The 14,863-nt window shown below is 60.8% G+C and carries 14 protein-coding genes; 12 read left to right on the top strand and 2 right to left on the bottom strand.

The window, feature by feature from the left end; translation table 11 throughout:
• Positions 1 to 16: 16 nt before the first annotated feature.
• Both DEJ54_RS05100 and DEJ54_RS05095 read left to right on the top strand, forming a co-directional pair.
• Positions 17 to 805, top strand: a complete 789-nt coding sequence (locus tag DEJ54_RS05100; RefSeq protein ID WP_113153612.1) for a ParA family protein — start codon at positions 17 to 19, stop codon at positions 803 to 805.
• Between the two features lie 56 nt (positions 806 to 861).
• On the top strand, positions 862 to 1,731 hold the full coding sequence (locus DEJ54_RS05095; RefSeq protein ID WP_113153611.1) for a ParB/RepB/Spo0J family partition protein: 870 nt from the start codon (positions 862 to 864) through the stop codon (positions 1,729 to 1,731).
• Between the two features lie 157 nt (positions 1,732 to 1,888).
• Here the strand turns inward: DEJ54_RS05095 and holA are convergent, their stop codons facing one another.
• Positions 1,889 to 2,929 (bottom strand): DNA polymerase III subunit delta, encoded by a 1,041-nt coding sequence (holA, locus tag DEJ54_RS05090; RefSeq protein ID WP_113153610.1) that lies wholly within the window; start codon positions 2,927 to 2,929, stop codon positions 1,889 to 1,891.
• 466 nt (positions 2,930 to 3,395) lie between these two features.
• Here holA and DEJ54_RS05085 point away from each other — a divergent pair, with 466 nt between their 5' ends.
• The 5 genes from DEJ54_RS05085 to DEJ54_RS05065 all read left to right on the top strand — a co-directional run bounded on the left by DEJ54_RS05085 (position 3,396) and on the right by DEJ54_RS05065 (position 10,277).
• Positions 3,396 to 4,184 carry a cyclase family protein gene (locus DEJ54_RS05085; RefSeq protein WP_113153609.1) on the top strand — a complete coding sequence of 263 codons (789 nt, stop codon included), beginning with the start codon at positions 3,396 to 3,398 and terminating at the stop codon, positions 4,182 to 4,184.
• A 459-nt stretch (positions 4,185 to 4,643) separates the two neighbouring features.
• A complete protein-coding gene (locus tag DEJ54_RS05080) occupies positions 4,644 to 5,126 on the top strand; it encodes a MarR family winged helix-turn-helix transcriptional regulator (RefSeq protein WP_113153608.1) in 483 nt (160 codons plus the stop codon).
• A gap of 53 nt (positions 5,127 to 5,179) precedes the next feature.
• Positions 5,180 to 7,333, top strand: a complete 2,154-nt coding sequence (locus tag DEJ54_RS05075; protein ID WP_113153607.1) for an indolepyruvate ferredoxin oxidoreductase subunit alpha — start codon at positions 5,180 to 5,182, stop codon at positions 7,331 to 7,333.
• A 17-nt stretch (positions 7,334 to 7,350) separates the two neighbouring features.
• Complete coding sequence (locus DEJ54_RS05070) at positions 7,351 to 8,880, top strand: indolepyruvate oxidoreductase subunit beta family protein (protein ID WP_245447702.1); 1,530 nt, start codon at positions 7,351 to 7,353, stop codon at positions 8,878 to 8,880.
• A 173-nt stretch (positions 8,881 to 9,053) separates the two neighbouring features.
• The gene (locus DEJ54_RS05065) at positions 9,054 to 10,277 is read left to right on the top strand and encodes an argininosuccinate synthase (protein ID WP_113153605.1); all 1,224 of its coding nucleotides are present in this window, start codon (positions 9,054 to 9,056) and stop codon (positions 10,275 to 10,277) included.
• 171 nt (positions 10,278 to 10,448) lie between these two features.
• Here the strand turns inward: DEJ54_RS05065 and DEJ54_RS05060 are convergent, their stop codons facing one another.
• Positions 10,449 to 11,264 (bottom strand): lytic transglycosylase domain-containing protein, encoded by an 816-nt coding sequence (locus DEJ54_RS05060; RefSeq protein WP_113153604.1) that lies wholly within the window; start codon positions 11,262 to 11,264, stop codon positions 10,449 to 10,451.
• Between the two features lie 202 nt (positions 11,265 to 11,466).
• Here DEJ54_RS05060 and DEJ54_RS05055 point away from each other — a divergent pair, with 202 nt between their 5' ends.
• From DEJ54_RS05055 to DEJ54_RS05035, 5 genes are all read left to right on the top strand, one after another.
• Entirely contained in the window at positions 11,467 to 11,814 is a 348-nt protein-coding gene (locus DEJ54_RS05055) for a hypothetical protein (RefSeq protein WP_113153603.1), read from the top strand.
• A 159-nt stretch (positions 11,815 to 11,973) separates the two neighbouring features.
• Positions 11,974 to 12,342: a hypothetical protein gene (locus tag DEJ54_RS05050; RefSeq protein WP_113153602.1), complete on the top strand. Its 369-nt coding sequence runs from the start codon at positions 11,974 to 11,976 to the stop codon at positions 12,340 to 12,342.
• A gap of 225 nt (positions 12,343 to 12,567) precedes the next feature.
• Positions 12,568 to 12,909 carry a hypothetical protein gene (locus tag DEJ54_RS05045; protein ID WP_113153601.1) on the top strand — a complete coding sequence of 114 codons (342 nt, stop codon included), beginning with the start codon at positions 12,568 to 12,570 and terminating at the stop codon, positions 12,907 to 12,909.
• 269 nt (positions 12,910 to 13,178) lie between these two features.
• Entirely contained in the window at positions 13,179 to 13,802 is a 624-nt protein-coding gene (locus DEJ54_RS05040) for a DUF1236 domain-containing protein (protein ID WP_113153600.1), read from the top strand.
• A 225-nt stretch (positions 13,803 to 14,027) separates the two neighbouring features.
• A complete protein-coding gene (locus DEJ54_RS05035; protein WP_113153599.1) occupies positions 14,028 to 14,411 on the top strand; it encodes a hypothetical protein in 384 nt (127 codons plus the stop codon).
• Positions 14,412 to 14,863: the final 452 nt, after the last annotated feature.

The following is a 14,863-nucleotide window of genomic DNA, read 5'->3' as shown; positions in this document are numbered from 1 at the left end:
CGAGGTAGCAGCAGCGATGAATAGCGGTACGCGAATCATCACAGTCGCAAACCAGAAGGGCGGGGTTGGCAAGACAACCACAGCCATCAATCTGGCAACCGCGCTTGCCGCGATTGGCGAAAACGTTCTGGTTGTCGATCTTGATCCGCAGGGCAATGCCAGCACCGGGCTGGGCATTGACCGTCAGAAGCGTCTCGTTTCGTCCTATGATGTGTTGACCGGTGGGGCGGGCATCATGGAAGCAGCGATGGAAACTGCTGTTCCCGGCCTTTCCATCGTGGCCTCGACGCTTGATCTTCTGGGCATCGAGATGGAGATCTCGAGCGCGCCGGACCGTGTTCTGAAACTGCGTAACGCATTGAATCAGGACGGAATTCCCTATTCCTACGTGCTGGTCGATTGCCCGCCATCCCTGAACCTCCTGACGCTGAATGCGATGGCGGCAGCCGATTCCATCCTAGTTCCGCTGCAGTGCGAGTTCTTCGCGCTGGAGGGGCTGAGCCAGCTTCTTGAGACGGTTGAGCAGGTGCGTGCCTCGATCAATCCGCATCTGGGCATTCAGGGCATTGTCCTGACAATGTTCGACCAGCGCAACAATCTCGCCAACCAGGTGGTGGCGGATGTGCGGGCGCATATGGGCGAGACTGTCTACGACACGGTCATTCCGCGCAATGTGCGTGTTTCCGAGGCGCCGTCCTATGGGAAGCCGGCGTTGCTCTACGATCTGAAATGCACCGGTAGCCAGGCTTATCTACAGCTGGCTTCTGAAGTGATCCGTCGTGAACGGCGGTTGCAGGCTGCCTGAGTTCGATTTCATCGGGCGGGCGGTTAAATGAGTTTTGTGGCTGATGGTGTTTTGACATGAACGAAGATCCTTCACGCAAGCGTCTGGGGCGCGGTCTGGCCGCTCTGATCGGAGAGATGGACAAGCCGGAAACCGTGCAGAAGGAAGCCGTGCGGGCTGACCGTTCGGTGCCGATCGAGTTCATTTCGCCAAACCCGCGCAACCCGCGCCGTCTGTTTGCCGAGGGTGATCTGGGTGATCTCGCCCAGTCGATCCGTGAGCATGGCATCGTGCAGCCGGTGGTGGTTCGTTCCGGCGATGCGCCGGGCCGGTTTGAAATCATTGCGGGTGAACGCCGCTGGCGCGCCGCACAGCGGGCAGGTCTGACCGAGGTTCCGGTCATTCTGCGCGAGGTGGATGACAAGGCCGCGCTAGAGCTGGCCATTATCGAGAACGTGCAGCGCGCGGACCTGAACGCGATCGAAGAAGCGCGTGGCTATCAGCAGCTGATCGATGAGCACAGCTATACGCAGGCGGATCTCGGCCAGGTGATCGGCAAGAGCCGCAGCCATGTGGCGAACACGCTTCGCCTGCTCAAACTGCCGGAAGCCGTGGCGGATCTCATTGTCGACGGATCCCTGTCCGCTGGCCATGCGCGCACGCTGGTAACGGCGCAGGACCCGGTTGCGCTTGCTCTGCGTATCATCGAGGACGGGCTTTCCGTTCGCCAGGCTGAGGCTCTGGCCGCAGCGCCGGCGGAAGAAGGCAAGGCCGAGCGCGAGCCGAAGAAGGAAAAGGACGCGGACACGCTGGCCCTTCAGAAGCTTCTGAGTGATCAAACAGGGCTCAAGGTCGTGATCAATCATAAGCAGCGTGGCGGCGAAATGCGGATCGCCTATCGCTCGCTGGAGCAGCTCGACGAGCTTTGCCGTCTTCTGAAGCAGTAGACACGGGCCTGTTTGCAGAACTGGATTGCCGTGCGTCCATCAGGACGCACGAAGGCTAATCCGCGCTGTTGGTGAGCATCGGCATGACCCGAAAACGGGGGTCCGGTTGCTGGTCTGATGCCCGGAAATACCAATGATTTGAGTGATATACGGCCGGTTAGCGCCGGCCGCGCGCGCCTTCGACCGTGAGGGCGAGAAGGGCCTGTCGCGCCAGAGGAACGGCAAGGGAAGGCTTTTGTCGTGTGCGCAGGATGGCGGCCTGCAGACGATCGGCGGCGTTCTTCAAAGCGGTGCTGTTCCAGCGGCCAAGCGCTGTCTCCACCGTCTTGCGACGCGAGAAGAAGACCGGCGGTCTCGCGCCGGCAACGGCGGAACTGGCCGAGACGCCCTGGCTGTCCATTGCCTGACGCATGATCTGCAGGGCGTGCACCTGCCGCAGTGTGGCGGAGAGCACGAGGAAGGGCGGGTTTCCAGCAGCAACAAAACGCCGGAAGGCGCTGTCGAATGCCTGAAAGCGACCGGAAATAATCGCATCAACCGCTTCATCCGTACTCAGTCCGGCCACGTCGCCGATGAGTGAGCGGATGTCCTCCGGGGTGACTTCCGTTGCACCTTTGCAGTAAAGCGCAAGCTTCTCCAGTTCACCACGGGTGGCGAGCCGGTCTCCGCCGAGATTGGCTTTGAGGAGCTGGCGCGCTTCAAGAGAGATTTTCAGCTCCGCCGCGCCGAGCGCTTCATCAATGACGGCGTCGACGCCGCGCCCATCGTCTGCATAGCAGGGAAGGGCCATCGCGCTTGCACCGCGTTCGGCAGCCGAGCGCAGGGACGACCCTTTCTTAAGGTCGCCGGCCTCGATCAGGATGGTGCAATCAGTCGGGGGATTGCTGTTCAGCGCGGTGACGTCGGCGACGAACGCCTTGTGGTTGCCGGCGCCCTTCACCCAGATCAGGCGTTGATCGGAGAACATGGGAACCGTCTGCGCCTCATCGGCAAGCCGGCCCGGCTGCTGCTCCACTTCGCTGGCTTCAAGGCGCACGACGGTGAAGGGATCGTCCAGCGGCAATCCCGTTCCAGTCGCATAACGCTTCGCCCGTTCGCTCACCAGGCCGCGATCGGGCCCGTAGATCAGGACGATACGGTAGGTCTGCTCGGGGCGAGCAAGCCAGCGGTCGACTTCATGCGCTTTCTTCTGTGCCATGTCGGCTGAATATCACAGCAAGGCCGGCCGGGCACCCAGAGAAAGTCGAAAGACGCAGATTGCGCACCGTCCAGTTTGTGTGTGCTGTGCGGAGAGCCCGGCGATGCTGGTTGGAGAGATAGCCGACGGAGAATTCCAGTATGGGTGGCGTGTCGCGAACCGGATCTGCGAAGGGGCAGGGCGTCTTTCCCGACCCAATTCAGATGCATGTTTCATGTGAAACCATGCTTGGTTGAAGCAGGCTTTTCCGAAGAGGCTGATTTCGGGCCTTGATCGTCTTTCTGACTGCGAATCAGCTTTGAAGATGCGTGTCATCACATGCATTTGCGCTTTTGATGCAAGACGCTCGCCCATTTCAAGGGTTTCGTCGGCCTCAAGATATTTGCAAATGCATTCTTTTTGGTCTAGGTCAGAAGAGAGCACAGGGAGGATGTCTGTGCTCTTACATATCTCTGGGAGGAGAAACATGAGCAAGTCCGTCATTGGTGAGCTTGCGAGCCAATTGCTTTCCGGCGAGGTGGAGGTCGTTGACCTGGCCGCCGTACTTGGCCCGAAAACCCCGCTTCTGAAGCTTCCGCCAGAGCTTGCGGTCGATACGCCCAAAATCGAGATCCACAAGATCTCGGCCTATGATGACAATGGCCCCTGGTGGGCATGGAACTGGCTGAAACTCGGTGAGCATTCGGGCACGCATTTTGATGCGCCGACCCACTGGATCACCGGGCGGGATCATCCCAATGCAACGACGGACACGATTGAGCCGCAGAATTTTGTTGCGCCGGTCAATGTCATCGACTGTTCCGCCGAGGCCGCGGAGAACAATGATTTCCTGCTGACGATGGATCACATCAAGGCATGGGAAGCCGAGCACGGCGACATTCGCCCCGGTGAGTGGGTGGTGCTGCGCAGCGACTGGTACAAGCGCAATGGCTCGGAAGAGGCGTTTCTCAATGCGGACGAGACTGGCCCGCATTCGCCGGGCCCGACTGCAGAAGCCATCGAATATCTTCTTGAGAAGGGGATTGTTGGCTGGGGCAGCGAGACCATCGGAACCGATGCCGGGCAGGCCGGTGGCATGGAGCCGCCATTTCCGGCGCACAATCTGCTTCACAAGGCAAACCGCTATGGGCTGGCCAGCCTTGCCAATCTCGACAGGCTTCCGCCCAAGGGCGCGATCCTGATCGCAGCGCCGCTCAAGATCGAGCAGGGCACCGGCAGCCCGTGCCGTGTTCTGGCGCTGGTCTCCAGGAACTGAGCCGGAGCTTCCGATGAGCGGACCCGAAACACACTTCCATGGCAGCGGCGTAAAGGCGCTTCACGCGACCGTATATCCATGCGGTCGCGCCTGGGTGTCGCGCCGCCATTCCAGGGCGTGCTGCCATGTGACGGGTGATAAGGCTGGAAAGCCGAAGGGTCCGACCAACGGGGAATGGACAGACGCACAGCGCGAGGCCTATGCAGGCCGCGTTGAAGCAATTTCGAACCGGCATATCGGCAGCTCATCAAACACGATCATCGACCACGGCGCATCTGTGCCGGCAGACCTCGAAGCGATGGGCTCTTTTGCAGCCCGTGCTGCGTCCTCTCGGTGGCGTGGGCTTCTCAGGTCTGGTCGTGATCGGCGGATATCCATTGGCGGGTCCATCCGGCAGGGTGCGGGGCTGAGCGGAAAGCCGGCTGGCGGTTCGGAGCATCTGTTGGCGGAGAAGCTCTGATGGACGAACGGCAGGACGGCAAGACCCCGAGGATCGCAACGCTGGGCCAGATGGGGCTTCAGCACTTTGCGCCCTATCTGATGAACCGGATCATGGGGCGTTACAACGCGACGCTGCGCCATGATTTACGGGAGCAGGGGCTGACCGTTCCGCAGGCGCGCGCACTGGCGGTTCTGATGGTTGGCGACGGGATGTCGATCAACGAATTGTCGGTCTACACCGTCATCGAACAGTCGACCATGAGCCGGACGCTCGACGCGCTTGAAACGCAGGGACTGGTGCGGCGCGAAGCCTGTCAGGATGACAGCCGCACGCGACACATCTTTCTGACCGACAAGGGGCGTGAGGAGTTCAACCGTGCATGGCCGGCCATGCACGACGCCTTTGCCGAGATGTTCAACGACATCGACGAGGCGGAGTATTCCGCCTTCATCGCCACGCTTCAGAAAATACTGGGCAACATCCGACAACACGATTTCTAGCAGATTGCGCTTGAGGGCGATCAGCCCCGGCGCATGAGACGGGAGAATGCACCATGGCAGAACGTTCGTTCGTGAAGGAGGTTCAGAAGCTTCGCCTCGGGGCCGGTGAGACCTTTCACGGCGAGGGCATTCTGGCCATCACCAAGGCGCTCCTGCAGTGTGGCGTGGGTTATGTCGGTGGCTATCAGGGCGCGCCGATCAGCCATCTGATGGACGTGCTTGCCGACGCGCAGGACATTCTGGGCGAGCTTGGCGTGCACTTCGAGGCAAGCGCCTCCGAGGCGACGGCGACCGCCATGCTCGCCGCTTCGGTTCACTATCCCATTCGCGGCGCATGCACCTTCAAATCGTCGGTCGGCCTGAACGTCGCCTCCGATGCACTCGCCAACCTCGCCTCCGGCGGCGTGACGGGCGGGGCGCTGATCATCGTCGGTGAGGACTATGGCGAAGGCTCCTCGATCATGCAGGAGCGCAGCCACCCCTTCGCCATGAAGAGCCAGGTCTGGCTGCTCGACCCGCGGCCCAACCTGCCGTCCATCGTGAAGGCGGTCGAAGACGGGTTCGAGCTTTCCGAGGCGTCCAACACACCGGTCATGCTGATGGTGCGCATCCGCAGCTGCCATGTGACCGGCAGTTTCGAGACCAAGGAAAACAAACGGCCCGGGATGACCGTGGCCGACGCGCTGGAGAACCCGCGCCGCGACACCAACCGCATCGTGCTGCCGCCGGCCTCCTTCCTGCATGAGAAGGAGAAGGTGGAAAAGCGCATGCCGGCGGCGGTCGATTTCATCCGCTCGCGCAGGATCAACGAGTTCTTCGGTTCCGACCGGGGCAAGGCCGGCATCATCCTGCAGGGCGGCATGTACAACAGCGTCATCCGCGCGCTGCAGCGCATCGGTCTTGCCGATGTCTACGGCGAAACGGATGTGCCGCTCTATGTGCTCAATGCGGTTTATCCGCTGATCGACGATGAAGTGATCGACTTCTGCGCCGACAAGGATTCGATCCTGATCGTGGAGGAGGGGCAGCCCAACTATCTCGAGCAGGCGATTGCCTCGCTGATGCACAAGAAGGGGCTCGACACGCGCATCCTCGGCAAGGACATTCTGCCGATGGCCGGCGAATACACCGGGCAGGTGATGCTGGACGGCATCAGCGCCTATCTGCGCGCCAACGCGCCGGAGCTTCTGGCCGCGCAGGTGCTGGCGCCCAATGCGTCGGGCGAGAACACGCTGGCGGCGGATCTCGCCAAGGTGGTGCCGGGGCGTCCGCCGGGCTTTTGCACCGGCTGCCCGGAACGGCCGATCTTCGCCGCGACGAAGCTGATCGAAAAGGAACTCGGACCGCACCACATCTCGTCGGATATCGGCTGTCATCTGTTTTCGATCATGCCGCCCTTCGAGCTGGGGGCGACGACCATGGGCTATGGTCTCGGCCCGGCCTCCGCCTCGGCCTTCAATTCGCCTGACGCCAAGCGCCGCTCCATCTCCTTTGTGGGCGATGGTGGCTTCTGGCACAACGGTCTGACCTCCTCCATTGGCAATGCCGTGTTCAACCAGAATGACGGCGTGATCGTTGTGGTGGACAATTTCTATTCGGCGGCCACGGGCGGGCAGGACGTGCTTTCCTCGCGCGCCGACAATCCCACCAAGTCGACCCAGCATCCGATCACCGATGCGGTGAAGGGCATGGGCGTGAAATGGGTTCGGCATATCGATCGCACCTATGATGTGACCAAGGTGCGCGCCGCGCTGCGCGAGGCGCTGACGACGGAGGAGAAGGGGCCGAAGGTCATCGTCGCGTCGTCCGAATGCATGCTCAACAGGCAGCGTCGCGAAAAGCCGCAGACCGCCAAGGCGATCTCCGGCGGCGAGCGGGTGGTGAAGCCGCGCTTCGGCGTGGACGAGGATGTGTGCACCGGCGATCACGCCTGCATGCGGCTTTCGGGCTGTCCGTCGCTCTCGGTCAAGAAGCTGGATGACCCGCTGCGTGATGATCCGGTGGCGTCCATTGACCACACCTGTGTCGGTTGCGGCAATTGCGGCGAGGTGGCCGACGCGGCGGTGCTGTGTCCCTCCTTCTACCGCGCCGATGTGGTGCACAATCCCGGCTCGTGGGACCGGTTTGCCGACAGGCTGCGTCGCCGCGTGACGGGCTTCCTGCAAACACGCCGTGAGAAGCGGCGTCTGACATTCGGAGAGGCTTGAGACCCATGGCCAAACGGATGAAAGCAAACGAAGACCAGAAGATCATCAAGCTCGCCATTCTCGCCGTTGGCGGGCAGGGCGGCGGTGTGCTGACCAATTGGATCACCGATGTTGCCGAGCGCAACGGATATCTCGCCCAGGCAACCTCCGTTGCCGGCGTGGCCCAGCGCACCGGCGCGACGATCTACTATGTCGAGATGTGTCCCGACACCGACCGCCGTCCGGTCTTTTCGCTGGCTCCGGCGCAGGGCGACATCGACATCCTGATTGCCGCCGAGCTGATGGAGGCGGGCCGTGCGGTGATGCGCGGTTTCGTGACGCCCGACCGCACGACGCTGATCGCCTCGGCGCACCGTATCGCTGCCGTGTCGGAGAAGATCGAGCCGGGTGACGGCCGCGCAGACTCGCCCACCGTTCACAAAAATGCGCGTGAGGCGGCCAGCCGCTACATCTGCTTCGACATGGAAAAGGTGGCGGTCGAGGCTGGGTCGGTGATCTCGTCGAGCCTGTTTGGCGCGCTGGCCGGTTCCGGCGCATTGCCGTTTGCGCGCGAGAGCTATGAAGAGACCATCGAGGCTTCCGGACGCGGTGTGAAGGCCAGCCTGGCTGCCTTCGGCAAGGCGTTCGAGCGTACGGTTGCCGGTGAAGATGCTTCTGCGGTTGTTCAGGATGCGCCGCCGGCCGGGCAGGGGATCGCCGTTGCCGGGCCGGAGCGGCTGGTTGCCGCGTGGAACGCGCTGGCAGTGCGCGCCGATGCCTATCCCGAACCGGTGAGGGCGATGGCGCTCGCCGGGCTGCGCAAGGTGGTCGACTATCAGGATCTCGCCTATGGCGCGGAGTATCTGGACAGGCTCGATCAGGCGCTGGCGCTGGACAGCGCCGGGAAGGACCACGCGCTGGGCGAGGCCGCTGCAAAGCATGTGGCGAACGCCATGTGCTATGACGACATTTTGCGCGTGGCGGATCTGAAGACGCGCACGGCGCGGGCCGAGCGCATCCGAAAGGAAATGAAGGTCGGCGACGCCAATGTGCTGCAGGTGACCGAGTTCTTCCATCCGCGCGTCGAAGAGTTCTGCGGCACGCTGCCCACGGGGCTGGGGCGTTTCATCGAAAACCGGCCGGGTCTTTCGAAATGGGTTGACCGCCGCATCAATCGCGGCCGGCGCATCCGCACCGACAGCCTGTTCGGCTTCGGGGCGCTGTGGGTGATTGGAACGCTGCGGCCCTGGCGTCGGTCTCTGTTGCGCCATCAGGTCGAGAAGGAGCATCTGGACCGCTGGTATGCGCTGGCGCTTGATACGGCGCGACGCGATTATGGGCTGGCGGTGGAGATTCTCAACTGCCGCAGGCTCATCAAGGGCTATAGCGACACGCATGTGCGCGGGCATTCCAAGTTCGACCGGGTTCTGTCCGGATTGACGCTTCTGGAGGGCCGTGAGGACGCGGCCGACTGGCTGCGCCGGCTGCGTGAAGCGGCGCTCAAGGACGAAAAGGGCGAGATGCTGGATGGCGCGCTGAAAACGGTGGCGACGCTGGAAGCGGCCTAAGGATTGCGCGGGAATGAGTATCGGGAGGCCATGCCGGTGACGGTGTGGCCTCTCTCATTTGCGGGGTCTGGCCTTGCCCGCGCCGTCATTCCTGATATTAGTCGCCTCGACCCTGGAGGCTCCGAAGTGCGGAGCCGGCCGGCCATGCCGAACTTCTCTTACCGGGAAAGACCATGACGAAACTCAAAGACGTTAAAAAGGTCGTGCTTGCCTATTCGGGCGGTCTCGACACCTCGATCATCCTCAAATGGCTCCAGACCGAACTGGGCGCCGAAGTGGTGACCTTCACCGCCGATCTCGGCCAGGGCGACGAGCTGGAGCCGGCGCGCAGAAAAGCCGAGATGATGGGGATCAAGGAGATCTACATCGAGGATCTCCGCGAGGAGTTCGTGCGCGACTTCGTGTTCCCGATGTTCCGCGCCAATGCGGTTTATGAAGGCATCTACCTGCTGGGCACCTCCATTGCCCGCCCGCTGATCTCCAAGCGGCTGGTCGAGATCGCTGCCGAGACCGGCGCTGACGCCGTTGCGCATGGCGCGACCGGCAAGGGCAACGATCAGGTGCGCTTCGAGCTTTCGGCCTATGCGCTGAACCCCGACATCAAGGTGATCGCGCCGTGGCGTGACTGGACCTACAAGTCCCGCACCGACCTGCTCGAGTTCGCCCAGGCGCACCAGATCCCGGTGCCGAAGGACAAGCAGGGCGAGGCTCCGTTCTCCGTTGATGCGAACCTTCTGCACTCCTCCTCCGAGGGCAAGGTGCTTGAAGATCCGTGGGTCGAGCCGCCGGAATATGTTCACCAGCGCAGCGTTTCGCCGATGGATGCGCCGGACGAGCCGACCGAGATCACCATCTCCTTCAAGGCGGGCGACGCCGTTGCCATCAATGGCGAGGCAATGTCGCCGGCAACGCTGCTGCAGGCGCTGAACGATCTGGGCCGCGACAATGGCATTGGCCGCATCGATCTGGTCGAGAACCGCTTCGTTGGCATGAAGTCGCGCGGCGTTTATGAAACGCCGGGCGGCACGATCCTGCTTGCCGCGCACCGCGCGATGGAGTCGCTGACGCTTGATCGTGGCGCTGCCCACCTCAAGGACGAGCTGATGCCGCGTTATGCAGAGCTCATCTACAACGGTCTCTGGTTCTCGCCGGAGCGCGAGATGCTGCAGGCGGCCATCGACAAGAGCCAGGAAGACGTGGAAGGCGAAGTGCGCCTGAAGCTCTACAAGGGCAATGTCATCGTGACCGGCCGCAAGTCCGACAAGTCGCTCTATTCCGATGCGCTGGTGACCTTCGAGGACGACCAGGGCGCATACGACCAGAAGGACGCTGCAGGCTTCATCAAGCTCAACGCACTGCGCCTGCGCACGCTGGCAGCCCGCAAGCGCGGCAGCTGATCAGCCGGGCGCAACGCCTGATAAAGAAAAAGCCGGCAGTGATGCCGGCTTTTTTTGTGCGCTGAGCTGGGAGACTGATTTGGGCGCCTGCCGGCCCTTCGCTATGGCTTCGGGCGTTCGTCGCTCAAAAAGCCAAATCATTGGCTTTTTGTCCGCTACGCGGAACGCTTCTCACCCATCGATTTCCTTGGCCATGATGGCGATGGCCTGCTGGTAGACGCTTGCTGCGTTCCAGCCCTGAATGGCGCGGAAGTTCGGCTGTCCCGGCTGGTAGCCGGCGCCGCGCTGCCAGCCATGGGCGCGCAGGAAGTTTGCGGTCGAGGCGAGGGCGTCGGCCTGCGAACGGATCATGTCGACCCGGCCGTTTCCGTCACCGTCCACGCCGTATTTCAGCGCGTTGCCGGGAAGGAACTGTGTCTGGCCGATCTCGCCATGGGCAGCGCCTTTGGCATTGGGATCGAGCATGCCGCGATCCACCATGGTGAGCGCGCCATAGAGATGGCCGGTGAAGAACTCCGAACGGCGGCAGTCATAGGCGAGCGTGGCCACGGCAGAGACGATGTTCTGATTGCCGAGGAAGCCGCCAAAGCCGGTTTCCATGCCCCAGATGGCGATCAGCGGGCCGGCGGGTACGCCGTAACGCTGCTCGATATTGGCGAAGAGACGCGCATATTTCTTCTTCATGCCCTTGCCGCGGGAGACGATGGCGTTCGAGCCGCGCTTCTGCATGAAGGATTTGAGGGTGAGCTTGAAGCTCTTCTGTCCGCGGTCGGCGGCGATGGTCTTGCTGGCGTAACGCGTGTTTGCCAGTGCGTTCAGGCCGCGTTGTCCGATACCACGGGAGGCTGCTTCACGGCTGAACTGAGCCTTCCAGTTCTCGAAGCCGCCGGCATTGTTTCCGCATTGAGCAGCGGAGGCATGTCCCGCCGTGAGAAGTGAGGCACAAAACGAAGCGGCCAGCAGAGCCGCTCTTCCCGCGAAAGCCATATCGCTCTCCTTAAAATTAAAGATGGCTATATAAAGTGATGTTGCCAGCGATTACACAACGCCGCACCGGCCGCAACCGCCAGTTTCTATAGCATGGCGGTCATTACCGAACCCTTTCCGGCGGAATTACGGCAGATCTGCGCGATTGCACAAGTTTTCAATTCATTGTTTAGTTGGCTAATTAACCAGCAGGAGAGAACCGATGAATGGCAAGTTTGCAAATTTCGCAGTAATTGCATTTTCGCTCTTTGGTTTGTCCGCAAGTCTGATGACTGGGGCGCAGGCAGAAGGTGGAACCAAACTGGACCTTTTGAAGACCGGGGTGCTTCCGCTGCCTGTTGACACTGCCCAGGCGGAGCTGAGCCAGACGGTGCTGAAAGACGTGCCGGACCTCTTCAAGGACCCGGCTTCCATGACGGAAGAGCTTGGCATGCAAGCCGCTACGGTGACATCCAGTCTCGAGAAGCAGTGGGGTCCCTGCCAGTATCTGCCGGGGCCTCTCGGATCATTCTGCACCCGGCTCTTCGCGCCACCCGGCGCGGTCTACTAAACCGGGTTTTGTGGCTCTGGACCTTGTTCAGCACTTGCAGGCCGTCATCGCGACGGCCTGCTTCACGTCTGGGCGCATATCTGAAGATGAAAATGGTTGCACTGCGTCTGAAGACGGAGACATCCGCGCCTGGGCGCCAGAGGTGAAGGATGAAAGACAATGTTTCCAAAAGCTGCCGCCAGTGTGGCGATACTGCTTATGCTTCATGGCGGGTTCATCGCCACAATGATTGTTCTGGATAAAGGGACGCAGATTCCATCAATGCAGCATCAGAGAGACCGGATGCCATTGGGGCAGTCTTCTTATGCGCCGAAGGGAAAAGCGGAACTGTCCTATGGCCAGCGTGCGGATGTTTCACTCGACGAAGCTCACCGTCATTGCGACTGGCTGATGCCGCAATTGTTCGGTTGGTGTGAACGGCGGATCGCCAAGATGATGAAGCGGGTTGGCAAGTCCCTGACACGCAGTTGGATGGCACGCAGTTCAATTGCCATTCCGAGGCTTCAACGCGGGAACACTGACCGTTAGGCAATATACGCCACTATATAAAGGCAGAACGGCTCTCCGTAAAATAATACATGAAAAACAAAGTGATGCTCGCCCCTGCCTGACCACCGGAAAGGTGAAACCGGTTCATTTCAGCGCATTAGGAGCGAGCATTAAACCTTTCGAGCGTGATCTGATCCAATAATAGCGTTGCTCTCTTTCAATAAGTAACATTTAGTCGACTAATTGTTATGAAGGAGAAGATCAATGACACGGATATTCGCATTCCTTGGGATCTTCGCATGTGCTTTCATCTGGCTGTCGGCCGACACCGGTGTCGCACAGACCAGAGTGCCCGAGAATTATGATGATGAGGCGCATCCCCTGATAAAGGAAATGGCTCCGCAGAAAATTGCGGATGTCACAAAAGAGATCGATGGAAAGTCTCTTTCTCCCGGAGGCGTGGATCTTCTGGTCCAGTCACGTTCGCTTACGGAAGGCCTTGAGTTCGAGCGCGAGGAGCCGATGAACGATACGTTCATGTGCCAGTGGCTTCTGGGTACGTTCAACAAAAGATGTCGCAGATCGACGCTGATATCGTTCTTCTAAGACGAGATTTATGTCGGCGCCCGCCGTTGGAGAGGGCGCATGCAGGTCGCCAGACTTGGCGGCCTGTGCCTCTCAACAGGTAATGATAAACGGTCGTCAGATAGTGTGATGAGCGGGGCAGGGGCCTCCTCAAACGAAGATAGATTCACCATTTCAATAACTTGTAGTCAATCCTGCGGAGGTGTCCGTCTAATGGTCAGTGCAGATGGCGGAACCGATTGTCGGTCCCGCCGTTTGCAGCCCCAGTCCAAACTGACTGGAGACGAGCTATGACGAAACTGGTTCTCAAGAGTGCAACTGCGGCGTCAGCGCTTTTTGCCGTTGTGGGAATTGCCAACGCAGAGATGCTTGCAAGGGCGGCAGCGGATCTGAACATCAGGTCCGGACCTGGGCCGCACTATCCGGTTGTTGGCGTGATCGGCGTCAATGAAGACACTGCCATCAACGGATGCAGGGAAGGCAGCAAATGGTGCGCGGTTTCCCATGACGGAATCAATGGCTGGGCGTATTCGGACTATCTGACCGCGCCTTTCGGCGGCGGTGACGACTATGTGGTCGTAACGGAGCGTCCGGCCGATGCACTGCCGCCTGTTTCCTACGAGGCCACATCGAGCATTGAGACGGAAGTCGTGCGCGGCGAACTGATCGGTCGCAAGACGGCGCTCGGAACGATCGAGCCGATCTCCGCGCCTCCGGTGGAGGTCAGAACCTATGTGGAGACCAATACCGTCGAGCCGGTCTATCTGGACGGTGAGGTGGTGGTTGGAGCAGCTCTGCCGGAAACCGTCGAGGTGCGCGAGATCCCCGACTATGACTACCGGTATGTCTATGTGAATGAGCAGCCGGTTCTGGTGGAGCCAGAAACCCGCCGCATCGTCTATGTGTTGCGCTAGGGGCAGGACCATAATCACGGGTCACGGGCCTCGGTATCACACCCTGACACCAGCGCCAGACGCCCCATTAAACCAGAGCTCTTCTGGCCTCATTCCAGAATGATCACACAAAACCGCGATGGACGCCGTCCGTCGCGGTTTCGTCGTCATATTGCAAATGGATCTGATTGAGGATAGATCGATTTCATTATATAATTAGTCGACTAATGATAAGGGGAATATGGAATGTTCACACAGGAATCCAAATCACGCATCGGAACCATGTTTGCCTTCACCGCGCTGGCTTATGCCGTTCTCGCATTTGACGGCGCCGCGACTGCGGAACAGCAGAATGATGCAGGGCCCGCCGTGGTCGAGACCGGCGGTGAGGAGGTCCCGCCCTGGAAGCACGAAAGCGTGGCGAGCTTTTGCGAAGGCGTTCATTCGGCCCGTATATCGCCATGTATCGAGCCTGAGCGCGGCAGCGCTGCCGGAGTGCGCAGGACGGTATCCAAGGCCGTTGTATGGACTTTGGCGCGGGTTTCGCGGTCCTTCTGCCAGCATCACGCCAGCCGGCTAATGGATATGTGCGTCGCTGGCTCTGATCAGCACGTCACGGCGATGCGCTAGAGTACGGTGCCAAATGGTGGGAACTGGAGGCCCGAAGTGAGAACAGAGCAAACAGGTTTTGCAGTCACGGCGGCCCTCTGGCTGCTGGTCACCGGCAGTGTGATCGTCGGTGCAATATTGCCGGCGTCGGCAGGCCGGCACTTCCATGGCGGTGTGCGGCTTGCAGCCAGTGAGAGCACCTATATGACGCCAATGGCGTGCAGCGATCAGGGCACAGGGTGTTCGCCGGCAGGTCTGCCCGGACCGATACTGCGGACTTCAGCTTCCGCACGGCATCGACATGGGGACTCATGTGGGTTGTTGCGCGTGTTTACCCCAGCGTGTGCCAGGAGGTCCCCACCCGTATGCTGGGTGTGTGCAGCAAGGATGTGCGCGAGGCGGAGATGGACCGGCGTGGCCTGTCCGCCGCTCAGAGGCGGCGGCTGTGACCGGCTTTCTGTCGCCCGCATGAA

This window comes from Nitratireductor sp. OM-1, from assembly GCF_003296175.1.
Taxonomy (GTDB): domain Bacteria; phylum Pseudomonadota; class Alphaproteobacteria; order Rhizobiales; family Rhizobiaceae; genus Nitratireductor; species Nitratireductor aquimarinus.
This window is presented reverse-complemented; position numbering and strand designations above follow the sequence as displayed.

Excerpts from the sequence above, each read along its gene's own strand:
- DEJ54_RS05070 (WP_245447702.1), top strand. The coding sequence starts at position 7,351 with ATGAAAGCAAACGAAGACCAGAAGATCATCAAGCTCGCCATTCTCGCC.
- DEJ54_RS05095 (WP_113153611.1), top strand. The coding sequence starts at position 862 with ATGAACGAAGATCCTTCACGCAAGCGTCTGGGGCGCGGTCTGGCCGCT.
- DEJ54_RS05050 (WP_113153602.1), top strand. The coding sequence starts at position 11,974 with ATGTTTCCAAAAGCTGCCGCCAGTGTGGCGATACTGCTTATGCTTCAT.
- DEJ54_RS05035 (WP_113153599.1), top strand. The coding sequence starts at position 14,028 with ATGTTCACACAGGAATCCAAATCACGCATCGGAACCATGTTTGCCTTC.
- DEJ54_RS05060 (WP_113153604.1), bottom strand. The coding sequence starts at position 11,264 with ATGGCTTTCGCGGGAAGAGCGGCTCTGCTGGCCGCTTCGTTTTGTGCC.
- DEJ54_RS05040 (WP_113153600.1), top strand. The coding sequence starts at position 13,179 with ATGACGAAACTGGTTCTCAAGAGTGCAACTGCGGCGTCAGCGCTTTTT.
- DEJ54_RS05045 (WP_113153601.1), top strand. The coding sequence starts at position 12,568 with ATGACACGGATATTCGCATTCCTTGGGATCTTCGCATGTGCTTTCATC.
- DEJ54_RS05075 (WP_113153607.1), top strand. The coding sequence starts at position 5,180 with ATGGCAGAACGTTCGTTCGTGAAGGAGGTTCAGAAGCTTCGCCTCGGG.
- DEJ54_RS05055 (WP_113153603.1), top strand. The coding sequence starts at position 11,467 with ATGAATGGCAAGTTTGCAAATTTCGCAGTAATTGCATTTTCGCTCTTT.
- DEJ54_RS05080 (WP_113153608.1), top strand. The coding sequence starts at position 4,644 with ATGGACGAACGGCAGGACGGCAAGACCCCGAGGATCGCAACGCTGGGC.
- DEJ54_RS05085 (WP_113153609.1), top strand. The coding sequence starts at position 3,396 with ATGAGCAAGTCCGTCATTGGTGAGCTTGCGAGCCAATTGCTTTCCGGC.
- DEJ54_RS05100 (WP_113153612.1), top strand. The coding sequence starts at position 17 with ATGAATAGCGGTACGCGAATCATCACAGTCGCAAACCAGAAGGGCGGG.
- holA (WP_113153610.1), bottom strand. The coding sequence starts at position 2,929 with ATGGCACAGAAGAAAGCGCATGAAGTCGACCGCTGGCTTGCTCGCCCC.
- DEJ54_RS05065 (WP_113153605.1), top strand. The coding sequence starts at position 9,054 with ATGACGAAACTCAAAGACGTTAAAAAGGTCGTGCTTGCCTATTCGGGC.